The 18,527-nt window shown below is 50.8% G+C and carries 16 protein-coding genes; 5 read left to right on the forward strand and 11 right to left on the reverse strand.

What is annotated here, in order from left to right; genetic code table 11:
* Positions 1-7: 7 nt before the first annotated feature.
* From ACSZLD_RS00195 to ACSZLD_RS00215, 5 genes are all read right to left on the reverse strand, one after another.
* Complete coding sequence (locus ACSZLD_RS00195; protein WP_444683889.1) at positions 8-1,690, reverse strand: DUF2207 domain-containing protein; 1,683 nt, start codon at positions 1,688-1,690, stop codon at positions 8-10.
* Positions 1,691-1,969: 279 nt separating this feature from the next.
* Positions 1,970-2,539, reverse strand: coding sequence for a hypothetical protein (locus ACSZLD_RS00200; RefSeq protein ID WP_444683890.1), 570 nt, complete (start codon positions 2,537-2,539; stop codon positions 1,970-1,972).
* A gap of 55 nt (positions 2,540-2,594) precedes the next feature.
* Positions 2,595-2,792 (reverse strand): hypothetical protein, encoded by a 198-nt coding sequence (locus ACSZLD_RS00205; RefSeq protein ID WP_444683891.1) that lies wholly within the window; start codon positions 2,790-2,792, stop codon positions 2,595-2,597.
* Between the two features lie 148 nt (positions 2,793-2,940).
* Entirely contained in the window at positions 2,941-3,816 is an 876-nt protein-coding gene (locus tag ACSZLD_RS00210) for a FixH family protein (RefSeq protein WP_444683892.1), read from the reverse strand.
* Positions 3,817-3,833: 17 nt separating this feature from the next.
* On the reverse strand, positions 3,834-4,406 hold the full coding sequence (locus tag ACSZLD_RS00215) for a DeoR family transcriptional regulator (RefSeq protein ID WP_444683893.1): 573 nt from the start codon (positions 4,404-4,406) through the stop codon (positions 3,834-3,836).
* A 341-nt stretch (positions 4,407-4,747) separates the two neighbouring features.
* On the opposite strand from ACSZLD_RS00215, the gene ACSZLD_RS00220 reads away from it, so the two are divergent.
* A complete protein-coding gene (locus tag ACSZLD_RS00220) occupies positions 4,748-5,389 on the forward strand; it encodes a hypothetical protein (RefSeq protein ID WP_444683894.1) in 642 nt (213 codons plus the stop codon).
* Positions 5,390-5,523: 134 nt separating this feature from the next.
* Here the strand turns inward: ACSZLD_RS00220 and ACSZLD_RS00225 are convergent, their stop codons facing one another.
* From ACSZLD_RS00225 to ACSZLD_RS00250, 6 genes are all read right to left on the reverse strand, one after another.
* Positions 5,524-6,645, reverse strand: coding sequence for a GntR family transcriptional regulator (locus ACSZLD_RS00225; RefSeq protein WP_444683895.1), 1,122 nt, complete (start codon positions 6,643-6,645; stop codon positions 5,524-5,526).
* Between the two features lie 228 nt (positions 6,646-6,873).
* Entirely contained in the window at positions 6,874-8,481 is a 1,608-nt protein-coding gene (locus ACSZLD_RS00230) for a glycoside hydrolase family 43 protein (RefSeq protein WP_444683896.1), read from the reverse strand.
* A 22-nt stretch (positions 8,482-8,503) separates the two neighbouring features.
* Positions 8,504-10,012, reverse strand: coding sequence for an arabinosylfuranosidase ArfA (gene arfA, locus ACSZLD_RS00235; protein WP_444683897.1), 1,509 nt, complete (start codon positions 10,010-10,012; stop codon positions 8,504-8,506).
* Positions 10,009-10,641: a YesL family protein gene (locus ACSZLD_RS00240; protein ID WP_444683898.1), complete on the reverse strand. Its 633-nt coding sequence runs from the start codon at positions 10,639-10,641 to the stop codon at positions 10,009-10,011. Before ACSZLD_RS00240 ends, arfA begins: the two co-directional genes overlap by 4 nt.
* A gap of 21 nt (positions 10,642-10,662) precedes the next feature.
* Positions 10,663-11,514: a carbohydrate ABC transporter permease gene (locus ACSZLD_RS00245; protein ID WP_444683899.1), complete on the reverse strand. Its 852-nt coding sequence runs from the start codon at positions 11,512-11,514 to the stop codon at positions 10,663-10,665.
* Positions 11,514-12,437, reverse strand: a complete 924-nt coding sequence (locus ACSZLD_RS00250) for a carbohydrate ABC transporter permease (protein ID WP_444683900.1) — start codon at positions 12,435-12,437, stop codon at positions 11,514-11,516. Before ACSZLD_RS00250 ends, ACSZLD_RS00245 begins: the two co-directional genes overlap by 1 nt.
* 498 nt (positions 12,438-12,935) lie before the next feature.
* Here ACSZLD_RS00250 and ACSZLD_RS00255 point away from each other — a divergent pair, with 498 nt between their 5' ends.
* The 4 genes from ACSZLD_RS00255 to araA all read left to right on the forward strand — a co-directional run bounded on the left by ACSZLD_RS00255 (position 12,936) and on the right by araA (position 18,236).
* Positions 12,936-14,303, forward strand: coding sequence for an ABC transporter substrate-binding protein (locus ACSZLD_RS00255; RefSeq protein ID WP_444683901.1), 1,368 nt, complete (start codon positions 12,936-12,938; stop codon positions 14,301-14,303).
* A 78-nt stretch (positions 14,304-14,381) separates the two neighbouring features.
* Positions 14,382-15,095 (forward strand): L-ribulose-5-phosphate 4-epimerase, encoded by a 714-nt coding sequence (locus ACSZLD_RS00260; protein ID WP_444683902.1) that lies wholly within the window; start codon positions 14,382-14,384, stop codon positions 15,093-15,095.
* Complete coding sequence (locus ACSZLD_RS00265) at positions 15,092-16,789, forward strand: ribulokinase (RefSeq protein WP_444683903.1); 1,698 nt, start codon at positions 15,092-15,094, stop codon at positions 16,787-16,789. The genes ACSZLD_RS00260 and ACSZLD_RS00265 overlap by 4 nt, the downstream gene beginning before the upstream one ends.
* Complete coding sequence (gene araA, locus ACSZLD_RS00270; protein WP_444683904.1) at positions 16,779-18,236, forward strand: L-arabinose isomerase; 1,458 nt, start codon at positions 16,779-16,781, stop codon at positions 18,234-18,236. The genes ACSZLD_RS00265 and araA overlap by 11 nt, the downstream gene beginning before the upstream one ends.
* The last annotated feature ends 291 nt before the right edge of the window (positions 18,237-18,527 follow it).

Raw genomic sequence — 18,527 nt, forward strand, 5'->3', positions numbered from 1 at the left:
CGGTGAATTAAAAACCACCGGATCCGCCTCCTCCGCCGCCTGCTCCAGCCCCGCCGCCCGCGCTCGTTCCCGCGGAGCTATGCGTGCTCGAGGCTGCAGCTGTAGAAGAGGAGAACTGTGTACTTGCAAACAAGCCTGCTGTCATAAACACCGGGATCATATTGTCCTGATAAGCCGGCGCCGAGCCCTGCTTCATTTTCGGCATTGATTTACTGAGCTGCCTGACGGATTTTACATTCAGCCCGAGGCCGTAAATAAAGGCGAGCTGCTGCTCATCCGGATCGAGCCGCTGCCAGTCTTCCGGCTCGTAGCCGGCAACCTCTTTTTTATAATCGTGCCACTCCCCGAGAAGCCGCCAGCCTTTTTCCGTACGCGGCTGGTGCAGCGCAGCAGCCGCAATGCCGGCGAATCCGGTGAGAAGAAGCAGTATCGCCGGTAGAAACAAGCCGAACAGGAAGTACATAACGGAGGCTGCAATGGCGCCGACTCCGGCTGCTCCCGCCAGTACTCTCAGACCCGTTCGCGGGATTTTCAGCTCTGCCTGATTTTTCTCATGAACAACTTCCTTTGCCCAGGCCGCTTTTTTCGTTTCGAACTCGTTGTAATTCGCTTCTTTTTTCAAATGCTGCTCGAGGTCGCTCATGTTAAACGTCGTTCCATCTCCAATATCGTCGAAGAGCATCGCGGTCAATATTTGCTCATGTCCGCTTAATCCTTCGCGTGTCTTCAGCGTAAAGCTGTCTCCGTTTTGCTCGGCAAACCCTTGCCGGACAAGATCCAGAAGCGATGCCGTAAGCAGCTCGGACGTGACTGCAGGCTGCACATAAAACATCGTTGCCGGCAAACTCAGCTGCAAGTCCGGTGCTCCTTTTTCAAAGCCCTTTTCCATCGCCCGCCGTTTGTTAGGGAGATACTTGCGTCGGTCGAACCAGATCGGCACGAGCGAGAGTCCCGCAAACAGGACAATCAGAATCGGTGCAAGCGTCGTCATCACGTTTTCTCTTGCTGCTGCAGCTGCCGCTGCTTCCTCTGCTTCCCGCTCCTCAGCCTCCAAGATTTCCATCAAAGAGTCCGCGGATGTGACGGTCGCTGCCGGAAACAGCTCTGCATCAAAGGCGACGCGGAGATCCCCGTTTTCACCGGACGGAACCCGCCCCGGCAAAAAGGCGACCGTCGCTTCATCCAGCTGCTGTTCGGCGTCCTCAAGTGCATCGAATCCGGTGCCTAAAACTTCTTCCGACGGTCCTGGTGCATGGATACGGATTTCCATGTTCTCGTAGGCTGTTTCATTCGAGCGATCAAAAAACGCATAGTCGAAATCACCAAAATCCGTATAGCGTACGACCGCGTCTTCGATCACGTACGTTAAATCAACCGTAAACGTTTCATCCTCACCGGGCCGCTGAATCCGGTGTTCGCTCTCCTCCACCTCAATTGCGAGCGGTTCACCATCTTCAAACGCTTCCACGCTGTGAATCGTCATCTCCTCCGGCTCAATCAGCGATCGGATCACGCCATTAAATTCACCCTCAAACGCATACGTAAAGGATTCCTCTACTTGCGCCGAACCGTCCTCCTGCAAGTAGGCATCGATTTCAGCATTCGTAATCTCCAGTTCAAACGCAGACGCAGCTGCCGGTCCGATGAACAGCAAAATCAGCGCTGTTAAAAAGAATAACCAGTTTTTCATGTTCGCTCACCTCTTGTTTATCTTTTACGGAGCAAGCTGAAAAAGGTTTCTTTTTCTGACAAAAACGCTGGACTGACGAAAAAGGAGGCTCGTTATTCTTGCACCTGGCTCCGGCGGCCTCTCCATTACATTGGATTACGAACCGTACCGTTTTTCCATTTCTAAAGTCAACCACGCGTTCGCACGTGCAGGGCGCTATGAAAGCTGGGATACGATTACCCCAAAAGCGGATGATGCTTTTTTGGAAGAATTACGCCGTTACTGCCAATGGGAAGCCCGTCACTCCTGCTCATTATAAGAGGCCCGGATTTCCGAGAAGATATCCTGGATGAGCTCTTCGATTGCTTCACGCGGCATCTCAACGTCGATCTCTTCCATTTGAATTAAATAAGACGTATCGCGGTAATCGGTAATCACCTGCAGAAGACCCAGCGTATCTTCCGTACTAACATACAGTTCTTGTCCATCTAGTTCGAACAGCTCTCCATGATGGTCTTCGTTGTATTCCGACGGGGTCCCGCGCAACCAGACCGGTTCCGGTCCCTGTCTGATTGTGAGCACCGGCTCTTCATGCTCATACGGCCCTTCGACTGTCGTCATATGGTCGGGCACTGCTTCTTCATCGGCATCTGCTTCCCCGGCTTGCTCCGCGTACTGCAGCAAAATCTCACTTTCGTCGTCTGCGACAGCGGCCAGCACGATCTCCATCTCTTCAAAAGACGGATAGCTGTAGGAAATCGACACTTCCTCTCCAATCGGATCAATCACGGGCGTTTCGCTGAAAAAAATCAGCACTGCAGCCGTAATCGCGGTAATTGCTGCAAAAGCGAACAGCGTTTGTTTGTTCATAGCTTCTCCTCCTTGTAAAAAAAACAGCCATGCTTCGCATGACTGTTTGGCTGCCTTACTCTACTCCGCTTCCACAGGAGACGGACCAGTTAAAGGCCATAAATCCGAGATCGTTTTCTGTAATCTGCTTGTTTGCTTCCACGCATGTGGAGACCGCTTCTGAATAGCCGCTGTAGCTGAACGCTGCAGCAACGATTGTACCAATAAAGAGAAGCCCCACCACGAGCATAAATTTAAGCGGTACTGCATTCACCAAAAACACCCCTATTTATCATTGCTTTTTTCCCACCACGAGTGTATCATTCTTCCCTGTTTGATGGAAACCTATTTCCTAAAGAAATCTATTTCGATAGAAAATGCCTAATGCGACAAAAAAACCGGCGTAAGCACGCCGGTTTTTTCTACTCTTCTTTTACCTCGAGCTCATATTGGATATGCTCGTGCACCTCTTCGTCTTCCAGGTGCACCATGATGTGATAGCTGCCGTAGGATTCCGGTTCAAACGCTTTTTCATACGTGCCAGCCTCTGTTTCTTCTGCATCAAGCCACGTGCGCATGTCATCACCGTGCTGCCAGATTTCCAGCCGGACCTCTCCGTTCTCCCAGGCGTCGTCCTCCCAGCTGACATCAAAGGAAATTGTCACCTCATCAAGGCCGGTCACCTGATCAGGGGTATTCCTGTCAAGCGCCATGCTCTCATGCATCGGACCGTGTTCGTGACTGTGGTCCTCGTGATCGTGGTCGTGCTCATGATCTTCATTGTCGTGACTGTGGTCATGATCTTCATTATCGTTGTGCTCATGGTCATCCATGCTGTCAGCGTGCTCGGTGTCTTCCGCTTCCTCAAGCTCTTCTTCATCCGGTTCGCCGACCACAATATCGTGAACCGGCATGACGTGGGATCCGCGCGCGGTCGTGTGCGGCTGAATATGGTAGACCGCCTCATCTTCAAACGTATAGCTGACTTCATACCAGCCTTCTTCACCCGGAAGGTCAGACTCGACCATTTCGCTGCCTTCCTTGGAACCAGCCTGCCAGATTTCCCACTTTACTTCACTGGCGTCATCAACGAGCTCGTCGCCTTGCGTGACAAGCACGCGAAGCTCCGCGTCTTCACCCGGATCGAGTGCTTCCGGAGCCTCAATTTCCGCTTCAAGCGGCTCCAGATTGATTTCGTCCACTCCAACAGCACCGCTTTGTTCATTGTTGTTTTCTTCAGCTGTTCCGCAGGCAGCTAGTAATCCAACCGCCGCTGTTAGTATCCATGCTTTTCTCATGTTCGTATCCCCCTACATTATGTATGCGAAGATTGGCAGGAGCAGCCCATATCCTGTTTCACAAATTGGACCGCCTCATCATAATTCATCAGGCTTCCGCCAAAACCAGCCGCAAATTTCCGCGCTTCCTCCTGCCTCTGGAAGATGAGCGTCTGCGGGCTGCAGCAAAACAACGGCAGTGAGCTGTTCATAACGAATACACCCTGGCGAACATTGATGGTCGTATCGAGTAAAAAATCCCGGCCGATCATCTGCACCACCTCATCACTTTTTTCGTCAAACCGCAGCAGCGCACAGTGGCCGCAGCACGCTTTTTCCTGTGAGCGATTATTGTACACAAGCTGCACCGAAAGTCTGTCTCCAGCCGGCTTTTGACAGTATGCGCACGTGTCGCTTCCAGTCTGCTCCGGAACGAGCGCGGTGATTCCGCGGGACGTTTTTTGTACGCGTCCCTCTTGTTCGAGCTTTTGCACATCCCGATAAATCGTCATCTCTGACACCTGACAGACGCGGCTGATATCGGACACCTGCACCACATCGTGATGATGAACCATATCCACTATGATTTTCTGACGTTCTAATGGCTTCATCCGCGCCGCCTCCTTTCTCTTGCAAGTTTACGTGAACAATGAAGCGCTTAACAGAGATTTTTGTGATAAATTGTTACAAAATGTTGACCGTTCACAGCATTACCTATCCACAGGAGCTTTACATACAGGTTTTTGAGTATGTGGTTGATAAAAGGGTACAATCAAAGCACACCCTAAAATAAAGACAACATATGGAATGATTAACAGCGTGTGTGTCATACATGATTCTGTTCTTTAAACTGGTCGAACTCTTTACGATTGGCATGTTGCCTCTTTTATACTCTATCGTCACTGGCATAAAAAAGAGATATCGATGAATCTGAATAAGAAAGGTTGATCTTATGACCGCTGGAGAAGAAGTGAGGATCGGTTTGTTTATCTATTTAAGGCAGATTTTCTTAAAGCCTGCTGCGAATATTCAACATAACACCTATGTATCGTGGGTTTGGAACCTTTTCATTTTGTTTATCATCTTACCGTTCACTATCATCTGCGGGATCTTAATGAGAGCGCCCGCTATATTTGAACAATTATTTGGAGGAAACGGGAGAGCTGAAGATTTGATCTACCTCGCTGAATTTTTTTTATTCATCTTCCTGTTATACGTTATCGCTTATTGTCTGCCACTTGTACTGTTAAACGTCTCTGTTATCTATCTTCTTAATCGAACATTCAGCCCCGCTCCCAGCAGTGTTCAAAAAGTAGTAAGTGATCACACAAACGTGTTGGTGCAAAGCTTCATCTGGTTTTACTTAGGGTCCGTCAGTTTGTTGGCAGGCACCCATTTCAACAGTGATTTTCTCCAGGCCACTTCCCTGTTTTTATACGTTCTCTGCGGCGTCACTTTTTTGGCAGGCAGTATAGTTATGGTGAGATTCTATTTCAGGCATGCGCGTAAACGGAAGTTTTTGCTGATGTACGTTGCTTCCCTGGTGGCTGTGAGCGTAGGATATATGTCAGTCGTCTTCCTGTTTTTAGTGTAATCAAACGTAAAGCGAATGATCAACGATAGCTGCTTTGCTTCCGGTCCAACCGTACATGTAAAGGGGAGTGTCAACAACAAAACGTGAACAATGGCAAATGAAAAACCGCCCTTTGATAGAAGGACGGTTTCAAGTTACGGATTGACTGGCTGCGGGTTACGTGCCTTTGTTGACTGACGCTCCAACAGTCTTGACGGAAACATGATCGGCACCGCCGTTCGCCTGCCGCCGCTTTCGCTGGCATCCGCGATCATATTTAATACCGTCTGCGCTGCGGCCGAGCCTAGCTCCTCTTTCGGGTGCGGCACGGTCGTCAGCTTTACTTCTGAAGCCGTTGACAGAAAGGAATCATCAAATCCGATGATCGAGATATCCTCCGGCACGTTTAGCTTTGTTTCGCGCAGCACATCGAGCAGCAGCAGCGCGAGCTGATCGTTGTAGCAGACGACCGCGGTTGGACGGGTCGACGCGGCCTCCTTCAGCTTGCGCTTTAATTCCTTTGCGGGAAGCGAGTCGCGATTTTCAGTCTGATAGGTCACAATATGCTGCGGACTGAGCGGGGTACCGTGCTCCCGATGGGCTTTAATAAAGCCTTTCATCCGCTTCGCTCCTTGAATGTCGTCGTTTTTGAAAAAGCCGACGATGTTTGTATGACCGCCCTTAAGCAAATGCTCCGCCTGCAGACGGCCGCCTTCTACATCATCCATGACGACGTGGAGCGGCTCCAGCTCTTCGTAATACGCATTGATCATGACGTAAGGAATCCCAAGCTTTTCGATATTTAAATAATAGTTGATATTCGGGTTCGGCAGTGCACTCTTCGTCGGCTCAATCATCAGACCGTCAAACTGTTGGGAGAGGACCGCTTCCAGACAGCGCTTTTCTTCCTCATGATCGTTGTTCGTGCTGAAGACCGTTACCTGATAGCCGTTTTCCCGGAACAATTTCTCTGCACCGCGTATGATGGAAGGGAAGATATAGTCCGAAAAATAAGTGGTGATCACGGCTATATTTTTTCTGCCCGATCGTACTTCTGTATCTTTAGAGCGGTCTGCACAAAATGTGCCTGCCCCCTGTTTTTTATAAATCCATCCCTCATGCACGAGTTCGTCGACTGCTTTTCGGATCGTATGACGGCTGACACCGTACTCCTGCAGCAGCTCATTTTCGGAGCCGACTTTTTCGTGCGGCTGAAAATACCCCTGCATGATTTTTGATTTTATTTCTGCTTTTACGTAGCTGTATTTTGTTTTCATGCTCTTCTCACCTCTGCCGGCTGACCAATACGCCGTCTATTTTACCTCACCATTTCTTAAGTTGTAATACTCATACGTACAAATTCAGTATAGCATGTTTTCCCTATGTCTTCACTGTTATTCACTATTATTACCTCGTAAAAATTTAAAAAACATACAAGTTTTATCCTCCATATTGAACAGAAAGAGGCAGGGGCGTCACACAACGCCCTCTGCCCCTTTATAAACTTACTTTGTCACAGCCTGCTCTGTGTTCGGAACCCCTTCCGCCTTATAATCAAAGTGATCAAAATCAGCGGGCCGCTTTCTGCCGCTGTAATCCTGACAGGCCATGCCGATAAATGTGCCGGTAAAGCGGACATCAGCCGCCGAGTCATCTGACATATGCGTCGTATCGAGCTCTTGCCCGATCAGCTGCCAGTTTTCATCTTCTGTGCGGTATGAAAACTGCATACGGTCGTAGGAAATCGACACCTTCAGCTCGACCGGCCCCTCCTGGGTGATTCGCTTTGCAGGATGGAGCAGCTCTTCGTACTGTCCGTTTTTCGTGCGGATCAGCTGCAGCACCCGCCCTTTGCTTTCGTGATACGTAACATGCAGATACACATGGTCCTCGGTGTCATAATAAACGACAAGCCCCGCCTTCTGCTGGTACGTATCCGGGTCGAACGAAAGCGTTGTTGCTGCTGTGCACACAAACGCCGTCTGTCTTCTCGCAACGAGCGACTGTTTATGCACCGAGCTGAGTGACTCCCGCCCGTAAAGACGCAGATGTCCAGGAGCCTCTTTTAACGTACACCACGACTCCTCCATCGGAACACGCAGCGAATTCCAGTTTCCATGCAGTTCTGTTCCGTCAAATGCATCGCGCACCGGAAGCTCGTGGATCGTGCTTTCCGGCAGATCCGGCGCCTCCACGAATTCAGCCGGACGATTACCGCCGTGTGCGAGTCTCGGCCACCCGTCCTCGGTCCAGGTAATCTTCTGAATCGCCGTCTCTCGTCCGAGCGTACAGTACGTTCCGTTTAACGGACGTCCGCAAAGGTGAACGAAGTACCACTCGCCGTTCTGCGTTTCCACGAGGCTGCCGTGTCCTGCTTTTTGCAGCACGAGCGTGTCATCGCCGCGCGAGGTGATCAGCGGATAATCCGGATCCGTTTCGTACGGACCTTCCAGGCTGCGTGACCGCGCGACGGATTCTGCATGCTCATAGCGTGTACCGCCTTCCGCTACAATCAAGTAGTACCAGCCGTCTTTTTTGTACAGGTGCGGCCCTTCTGTCAGCTTCAGATCGGTTCCCTCATAAATCATACGAACCGGTCCAGTCAGTTCGCCCGCCGCCTCGTCAAATTCCTGCAGCACGATACCGGCAAACGGATGCTTTCCTTCGCGGTAGTCCCAGATCATGTTCACAAGCCACTTGCGGCCGTCATCGTCATGAAATAACGACGGATCAAATCCGCTGCTGTTCAGATAAACCGGCTCTGACCACGGGCCTTCGATGGAATCAGCTGTCACAAGATAATTATGGGCATCCTTATACGCCCCGTGCCATTGTTTAACGTCGGTATAAATCAGATAAAAGGTGCCATCGTGCCAGCTGAGGGCAGGTGCCCAAACGCCGCCGGAATTCATGTTGCCGCGCATATCCAGCTGACTCGTTCTGGTGAGCGGGCTCGACACGAACTCCCAGTGCTTTAAGTCGCGGGAATGATGAATCCGAACTCCCGGAAACCACTCAAATGTCGATGTCGCAATATAATAATCCTCGCCTACCCGCAAAATAGACGGATCGGCGTGAAATCCTGTTAAAATTGGGTTTTGTATTTGGGTCATAGCAGCTTCCTCCTTCAATGATTTACGTGCGGCGCTTCAGACGAATCACGTTCCAGGACGCATGCTTCAGCTCCACCTGCAGCTCCTGTTCTTCCCATGTGTGTGCCTGGCTGAGAGCCGGTTTGACGTTCTCCTGCGCCAGCGAATTGCCTGCCTTCAGGTCTTCATGGTGGAGTGTGATATGCTCCTCTACCTCGTAGCCCTCAAAATCATGCAGCGCGTAGTGGACGCGGATGTCCTCTTCCGTATGCCTGTTCAACGCAAAAATCGTCACTTCTTCTTCCTCTTCCCGGTACACGACAGCAGAGTCCGTATGCGGCACATCGGTGAAGTCCTTCGTATCAAACTTCGGCGAGGCTGATACGGTGTGAAGCGATTTTCCTCGTCCGAATACGGAAGCGTGCATGTACGGATAATAAATCGTCTGCTTCCAGGAGCCTCCTCCGTTTTCCGTCACGATCGGAGCAATCACGTTCACGAGCTGCGCGAGACAGGCCATTTTAATACGGTCGGCGTGCTTTAAAAACGTAATCAGAATCCCGCCCACAAGCAGCGCGTCTTCCATGTTATAACGGTCCTCCAGCTGCGGCGGTGCCTGCTGCCAGCGCTCCAGTTTTTCATCAGCTTCGTTTGAGTGGTACCAGACGTTCCACTCATCAAAGCTCAGCATCATCGTTTTTTTGCTTCGTTTTTTGGCCTTTAAGTAATCGCAAACCGAACGGACCGTGTTGATAAAATGCTCCAGCTCCATCGTGCTCGCCAGGTAGTTTTGCGAATCATTGTCGCGGTTGCCAAAATACTGATGGAGCGAAATGTAGTCGGCGACGTCATACGTATGCTCAAGCGTCACAGCTTCCCATTCCGGAAACGTCGGCATGCCGGAGCCCGAGCTGCCGCACGTGACCAGCTCAATATCAGGGTCGACTTGGCGCATCGCTTTTCCGCTTTCTGCTGCAAGCCGTCCGTATTCGACCGCTGTCTTCTGGCCAATCTGCCAGTCACCGTCCATTTCATTCCCGAGGCACCACGTTTTAAACTTGTGCGGTGCTTCATAGCCGTGCGAGCGGCGCAGGTCGCTCCAGTAAGAACCGGACGGATGATTGCAGTATTCCACCAGATTTCTGGCTGCATCAATTCCGCGCGTGCCGAGGTTGATCGCCATCATGACGTCTGAATTCGTTTTTTTGGCAAAGTCAGCGAATTCATTCGTGCCGAATTGGTTCGTTTCAATCACCTGCCAGGCAAGCTCGAGCCGTCGCGGCCTGTCCTCCTTCGGTCCAACCCCATCCTCCCAGTTATAGGCAGACACCATGTTGCCGCCCGGATAGCGGATAATCGGCACTTGCAGATCCTTCACGAGCTCCAGCACATCCTTTCGAAATCCCTGCTCGTCTGCTTCTGGATGATCTGGCTCGTAAATACCTCCGTACACTGCTCTTCCCATATGCTCGATGAATGATCCGTAAATTCGTTCGTCTATATTTGCAATAACGGCACGCTTATCGAGCATGACGTTCGCTTGTTTGGTCATGATTGCTGCCACCCTTCCTGCTTTACTTGTGTTTTCATTGTCAGCCGTTCAATCGAGCGGTTTAAAAACCATGCCAGCATATACGCCAGCACGCTCCCCGAAAAGAAGAGAATCAGCGCTGGAAACGCGAGCGACAGATAAACGCCGCCCCAAACGATTACAGCAAACCCGATGGCGACATGCAGTCTGCCGAGAATAAACCGCGCCGTATAGCCAAGCGCCTGCACAATCCCGCCCTGGTAAAACACCCAGACCGGAAAAATCATCACCAGCATCAGTGCATAGAAGCTCACCACGAACAGAAATGCGAGAACGACGAGAAGCGGCAGGCTCCCCCCGGCACTGACGATCACCTGATAATTGATAAACAGCACGGCACCAATGACTGCAAGCAGCCACCCAGCACCATTTGCCTGCCAGAATTTATGTTTATACACCTGCTTAAACTGTTTCCCTACACCGTCCTGTTCACCGTCGCGCACCCAGCGCTGCACCATTGTAAACAGGGCGTAGGTAGCTGGAAACAGCCCGAGTAAAACCCCTCCGAGCAGCGTAAAGCCGATCCAGATCATGTTAAGCCACGCGAACCGACTGATAAACCGGAGGGCTTCTTCTACTTTCGCCGTCATGCACTCGTGCTCCTTTCGCTATTATCCTTTGACGCCTCCGGATGTCAGACCAGCAATAAAGAAGCGCTGGAAGAACAGGAAGAGGACGATAATCGGAATGATCGCCATCATCGAGCCGGAGAAAAGAATTTCATAGTTGTTGCCATAAGGTGTCAAGAGCGTCGCCAGTCCTACCGGCAGCGTGAACATATCATTGGAACGAAGCACGATGAGCGGCCAGAGGAAGTTATTCCAGCTGGAAAGTCCCTGTAAAATCGCCATCGCTGCAAACGAGGGCAGCATGAGAGGTGCCATGATACGCGCAAAGATCCCAAACTCGGTACAGCCGTCTACGCGTCCTGACTCCATCAGTTCCTTCGGAAGGCCGAGACAGTACTGGCGGAAGAAGAAGACCGCGATCGGTGCGACAATCAGCGGCAGCATCACACCAAAATACGTGTCAACAAGCCGCAGGTTTACCATCATCGTGTAAAGAGGAAGCATCATAATCTCGAATGGAATCATGAGAATAAGGAGAACGAGAATAAAAATGAAGCGCTTCCCTTTAAATTCATATAAAGCCAGCGCATAGCCGACCATGGAAGAGAAGAAAAGCGACAGCACAATCAGTACGCCGGATACAATCAGGCTGTTCACGTACCAGCGCCAGTATGCTCCAGCTTCCCCTCCAAAAATAACCTCAAAGTTTTCTACGGTAAACCCGCTGAAGAACAGCTCGGCCGTCAGCCCGAAGCGCATCAGGTCCGTTGAGGGACTGAATGACGCGACTACGAGCGAGATGACCGGAAACAGCGCCACAAGCGAGATAAAGCTGAACATCAGGACGAGCAGCAGGCGGATGCCTTTTTCTTTCGGAGTCAGCTTCTTATCCATCATGAATCCTCCTTCTTAAACGCTCCGGTGACATAGAGCTGAATGATACTGACAACGAAGATGATGCCGAGCAGTACGATACCAATTGCTGCCCCGAAGCCCATGTCGTTGCGCTGAATCCCCTCTTGATAAATATAGCCGACGATCGTCAGACCAATGTTACCCGGTGAAGTCGTTTCAAAGAAAACGAAGCTCTCTTCAAACATGCGGAAGCCGTTAATCGTCGTAATCGTAGAGAGGAAAATGAAGATTGGCTTGATCGCCGGAAACGTCACGTTACGGAACTTCTGCCAGGCGTTTGCTCCGTCAATATCTGCTGCTTCATATAAATCCTTGCTAACATTCTGGAGGGCCGCCAGGTAGTAAAGAACGTTGACCCCCATCCAGCGCCAAGAAGCAAGACCGACCATAAGAAACATAGCCGTTGCCGCGCTGTATCGCCACTCCTGTGTCTCCAGTCCGATAAAGGAAAGCACTTGGTTTGCAAATGCCATATCAGATTCTCCGAAAATCATCCGGAAAATGGTACCGGCTACGATAACAGACGTCAGTGCCGGAATAAAGATTGCTGCCCGGAATACGTTTGTAAACATAATCAGTCTGTGATTTAAGAAAATCGCAAACAGCATAGGAATGAGCGTCAAAATTACTACGGTCCAGATCACGTAGATAGTCGTGTTCTGAACGGCCGTAAAGAAGACCGGATTGAATACCCTTTCAAAGTTTGAAAACCCGATATATTCTGTCTGTCCCGGCAAGACGCGCTGAAAGCTCATATTAATTGCACTGATAAATGGATAAAGCGACAGCACCAGAAATGACAAAATAAATGGAGAAACAAAAATATACGGAGCTGCTGTTTTTGAATACAAAATACTCGAGCGCTTTTTCTTCTCCACCGTTCGTTCGGCAGTTCGTTCCATTGATGACCCTCCTTTTCAATCTACACCACTTTAGTTATTGAGTGAACTAAGTAGCTATGTAACACTGCAAGGTTCAAACTATTCTGATAGATGACTCGCTTTACCCCACCTCACTCCTATAACTAAAACGGTTACATATGCGTACAACCTGTACGTATGTATATGTGAGAATTATATTTTATTCTTGCTTTATTCGCAAGTTCAGAATTTTTTATTTCTTTATTTTCATAATTCATTCATGGTTTCAACCCTTTTGCATCAGTGCTTCTACCCCAACTCATCTTTTTTCAATTTTATTTGTCACATTATTTTCTAATTGACTTGTACGCATAACTAAAATAAAATACTAATTAATCAATAATTTATTCAATGAATTATCTTCGTTGAATGCGCAGGACGATATTGAAGGAACTATTTCGCATCTGTCCTGCACCCAACACATCAGCATGTTTGGCGCTGTTCTGAAAGCGCTGACATGACATTGAAGGAGGAAGTGGAATGAAAAAGAGTCTTTGGCTGTCTTCTATGATTGGTTCTGCTCTGTTTTTAGCTGCCTGCGGAGGCGGCGGTAACGAAGATGGCAACGCCGGTAATGGAGATAATGCAGATGCAAGCGGCGGAGAGGCAGAAGAAACGGCAGTTGTCGGGGATGACATTGAAGGTGCAACGGAGCTTAGCTTCTGGACGTTCGCTGAAACGCATTCCGAATTTTTTGAGGATGCAGCTGAGCGTTGGAACGAAGAGAACGAAGATAATCCGATTCAATTGACGGCGGAAGTATATCCGTTTGATCAAATGCACAATAACCTGCTCCTGGCACTTCAGTCCGGTTCTGACGCTCCGGATATTGTCGACATTGAAATTGCCAGATTCCCTAACTTTCTTGTCGGCGACATTCAACTCGAGCCGCTCAACGATTTAATCGAAGACGAGCTCGATCAGTTTATCACCGAACGGCTGGACATTTATGCGCAGGACGGAAACTATTACGGAGCACCAACTCACTTAGGCGCAACCGTCGTCTACTATAATATGGAGATCATGGATGAAGCAGGCGTCGACATCGATGACATTCATACGTGGGATGACTATGTAGAAGCCGGCCAGCAGGTTGTGGAAGCGACTGGCGTTCCGATGACAACAGTGTCTGCTAACTGGTACGGCCTGTGGCCTTTCGTTGCTCAGCAGGGATCTGATTTCTTCAATGATGATCATGAATTGACACTTGCAAATGAGACAAACATCGAAACTCTGCAGTTCATGTCTGATCTCGTTAACGAATACGAAATTGCCCAGATCACACCAGGTGACGAGAATCATTCTGAGGAATACTACGGGTTTATGAACAGCGGAGGTGCTGCTTCCACGGTGATGCCGCTCTTCTTTATGTCCAACTTCCTGGCGGAGATGCCGGACCTTGAGGGTAAAATGGAAATTCGTCCAATGCCGGTCTTTGACGATGATGATGCACGTACCGTCGGGATGGGCGGAACAGGTACAGCTGTAACTAGCCAGTCAGATGATGTTGATCTGGCAAAAGAATTCCTCTACTTTGCCAAAATGTCAGAGGAAGGCAACATTAACCTCTGGACGCAGCTAGGCTTTGATCCACCGCGCTGGGACGTTTGGGATACGGAAGAAATTCAGGCGGACAGTGAATTTTATGAGTACTTTAATGATGATATCTTCGACCTTCTCCTGGACATCCGGGATGAAGTAGAAGGCGTTAATATTACGCAGCATACTCCGGATGTACTGGACGAGATTAATACAAACATCATGTTTAACGTAATCCGTGAACAGTCCCAGACGCCGGAAGAAGCGCTTGAGCAGGCAGAAGAAAGCATTCGTCCACGCATGGATTAATAACCCTACCGTTCAGCCGGCTTTGCGAAAGCAACTGCAGCCGGCTGAATCTTTTAGCAAACGAAAGGAGGAAGCGTCGTGCTTGAACAGCTGAAACAAGATGTGCTCGAAGCAAACCTCGCCCTTCCCCGCCATGAACTCGTGACATTTACGTGGGGAAATGCGAGCGGTTTTGATGAGGAATCGAAGCTGATGGTAATAAAGCCGAGCGGGGTGGGTTATGACGAGCTGACGGCTGATAAGATGGTCGTGGTGAATCTTGACGGCCGCACCGTTGAAGGCGAACTCCGTCCGTCGTCTGATACCCCGACCCATCTGGAGCTGTACCGCCGCTTTCCCGGCATTGCCGGCATCGTACATACCCACTCGCCGTGGGCCACCAGCTGGTCACAGGCCGGCATGGACCTGCCCGTCTTCGGTACGACTCATGCCGATTACTTTAATGGAGCCGTGCCATGTACGAGACCTATGACCGCTGCTGAAATCAGCGGTGATTATGAGCTTGCGACCGGAAACGTGATTGCGGAAACATTTGAAGCAAACGGAATTTCCCCGCTGGAGGTTCCAGCTGTCTTTGTTCACGGTCACGCACCGTTTACGTGGGGAGCGAGTCCGGCTGATGCCGTCTATCATGCCGTCGTACTTGAGGAAACGGCCAAAATGGGCTCGCGAACAAAAGCGCTTCAGCCGGATGTGTCCGGCATATCGCCCGAGCTCCTCAACAAGCATTTCTCACGAAAACACGGCAGTCATGCCTATTACGGGCAGACTGGAAAGGAGGAAAGCCGATGAAAAAATATGCAATAGGCGTCGATTTTGGAACGGAATCAGGAAGAGCCGTCCTCGTTTCCCTGAAGGATGGCCAAGAGCTTTCGGAGCACGTAACACCATATGCTCACGGCGTGATGGATACAGCGCTTACGGACGGCACGAAGCTTGGTCATGAATGGGCGCTGCAGCATCCGCAGGATTATTTGGATGTACTGTATACGTCCGTTCCCGCTGTTATCCAAGCTGCGGACGCCGACCCTAATGAGGTTGCCGGCATCGGTATTGATTTTACCGCCTGCACGATGCTCCCGGTAGATGAACACGATCAGCCGCTCTGCTTGAAGGAAGCGTATAAGAACGATCCGCACAGCTGGGTGAAGCTTTGGAAGCACCATGCTGCCCAGCCGCATGCAGACCGGCTGAATGAACGTGCAGCGGAATTGGGAGAAGACTTTATTAACCGCTTTGGCGGCAAGCTGTCGTCTGAATGGATGCTCGCGAAAGCCTATCAAATTGCGGACGAAGCACCTCACATTTATGACCAGGCAGATAAATTTGTGGAAGCTGCTGACTGGGTCATTTCCCAGCTTACCGGCACCTTTACACGCAACAGCTGCACGGCCGGTTATAAAGCCGCTTGGCATAAAGAAGAAGGCTTCCCGCCTGATTCGTTTTTCGCATCCGTTCATCCAAAGCTTGAAAACCTTGTCTCCGGGAAATTGAAGGGGCCGATTCTTCCGCCAGGCGCGAAAGCCGGCTCGATCACCGCCTCTGCCGCAGACAGAACAGGCCTTCCGGAGGGCTTGCCGGTTGCTGTCGCCAATGTCGATGCGCACGTTTCTGTCCCCGCAGTCGGCGTTGTAAAAGAAGGCAGCATGGTGATGGCGATGGGAACCTCGATCTGTCATATGCTGCTTGGAAAAGAGGAGAGATATGCGGAGGGAATCTGCGGGGTTGTGGAAGACGGCATTTTACCCGGCTACTACGGCTACGAAGCCGGCCAGTCGGCAGTTGGAGACATTTTCGCCTGGTTTGTTGATACGTGTGTGCCAGCCTCCCTCACCGAGGAAGCTGAAGAAAAAGGCCTGTCGATTCATGAGCTGCTGACAGAAAAAGCAGCAAAGCTTGAGCCCGGTGAAAGCGGCGTTGTCGCGCTAGACTGGTGGAACGGCAACCGCTCCACGCTCGTTGATACCCAGCTTTCCGGCTTGTTTATCGGTATGACCCTTCAGACGAAACCGGAAGAGCTATACCGCGCCCTGCTCGAGGCAACCGCCTTCGGAACCAAGCAGATCGTAGAAACCTTGCATCAGTCCGGTGTGCCGGTGAACGATTTATATGCCTGCGGCGGACTTCCCCGGAAAAACCCGCTGCTTATGCAAATATACGCGGATGTAACAGAACGGCCGATTTATACAGCCGATTCCGTACAGACGCCGGCACTCGGCTCCGCTATGTTTGCAGCAGTCGCCGCCGGTGAAGAAAACGGCGGGTTTGCAACCATCACCGATGCGGCAGCACGCATGGCACGAGTAAAAGATGACGTGTATCAGCCGTCACTCGAGAAGCGCGATGCGTACCGTGATTTGTACAGCGCTTATAAAGAACTGCACGATTATTTCGGACGCAGCAGCAGCCTTATGAAGAATCTGCTGCGCGGACGAACGAAAACACAAACGACAGAACCAGCAGGCGGTGGCAGCATTGAACGGTAACAGTGAATTTTGGATGATAACAGGTAGTCAGCACCTATACGGTCCCGAAACACTCGATCAGGTGAACAGTCAGGCGAACGAAGTCGCTGGTCATCTGACAGAGACACTCCCCTTCCCTGTTAAAGCCCAGGCGCTCGTGACGACTGAGCAAGAGATTACGCGAGCAATTCGCGAGGCAAACGAGCACGAAAGCTGTGCCGGCGTGATTGTATGGATGCACACCTTCTCTCCAGCCAAGCGCTGGATTCAGGGACTGATGGAGCTCGGCAAGCCAATGCTTCATTTTCATACCCAGCACCATGAACAGATCCCATGGCAGTCGATTGATATGGACTTTATGAACCTGAATCAGTCTGCGCACGGCGATCGGGAATTCGGCTTTATTTGCACGCGCCTCGGACTGAACCGTCGCGTCATTGCAGGCCACTGGAAGCATGAGGCGATTCAGCAGGACATCGCGTCCTGGATGCGGACAATGACGGCCGTGCAGGAAAGCCGTCAGCTGAAGGTGCTGCGCATCGGCGATAATATGCGCGGGGTCGCCGTCACAGAAGGTGACAAGGTTCAGGCGCAGAAAGATTTCGGCTGGACCGTAGACGGCTACGGCATCGGTGATATCGCGGATGCTGCAGACCGTTTTTCAGAGCAGGACATTCAGGCGCGCTTTGACGAATACAGCGACCGCTATTCGATTCCGGCAGCCAAGTCAGATGATGCATCTTTCCGGCAATCGGTCTGGGAGCAGGCGAAAATCGAGCTTGGCATCGAAGCCATGCTGACCGAAAACGGCTATCATGCGTTTACAACAACCTTTGAAGATTTGCACGGCGTGCCTCAGCTTCCCGGCCTGGCCGTCCAGCGCTTAATGGAGAAAGGCTACGGCTTTGCCGGCGAGGGTGATTGGAAAACAGCCGCTCTTCTGCGCATGATGAAAACGATGACCGGCAACGACCGGACAAGCTTCATGGAAGACTATACGTACCACTTTACGCCAGAAGGCACGCAGGTGCTCGGATCCCATATGCTGGAAGTTTGTCCAACAATTGCTGCAAATTCCCCTGAGATCGCCGTTCACCCGCTTGGCATTGGCGGTAAAAACGATCCTGCCCGGCTCATTTTTGACGGCATTGAAGGCGAGGCGGTTAACGTCAGCATCGTCGATATGGGCGGCCGCTTCCGCATGATTGCAAACGATGTGACGGCCGTACGCGTTCCTGAAAGCACGCCCAAGCTCCCGGTAGCGAAAGTGCTGTGGGAGCCAAAGCCCGACTTCCGCACGTCCGCCGAAGCGTGGATTTATGCAGGCGGTGCCCATCACACCGTGCTCTCGTTCAGTGCGACGAGGCACCAGGCAGCTGACCTCGCCGACGCACTCGGCATCGAATTTGTCAGCATCGACGCAAACACGGATCTCTTTACGTTCCGCCAGATGCTAAAGCAGCTTTAGCAGAGACAGCCGGCTCCCCCTGCCGGCTGCTTTTTTGATGCATAGAAACACCAAATGGCACGTTTACTGCCTGATCGGAAGCTTCCGGCTCCCGGAAGCAATCCAACTGAAGGCGCTTTTTGGCAATGTTGAACGTTTTCCTGCGGAAGTTGAATGTTTTCGCCCGACAGTTGAACGTTTATTCGTTATAGCAGTTTTAAGTTGAAGCTCGTAAACATATGACAGACGTTCTTGAAGCTTTTGAAGGAAAAGTTGAATAAATGACAGGCGAGGTTAATACGTTAGCCGCAA

The sequence above is a fragment of the Alkalicoccus luteus genome, assembly GCF_052061695.1.
Taxonomy (GTDB): Bacteria; Bacillota; Bacilli; order Bacillales; family Salisediminibacteriaceae; genus Alkalicoccus; species Alkalicoccus luteus.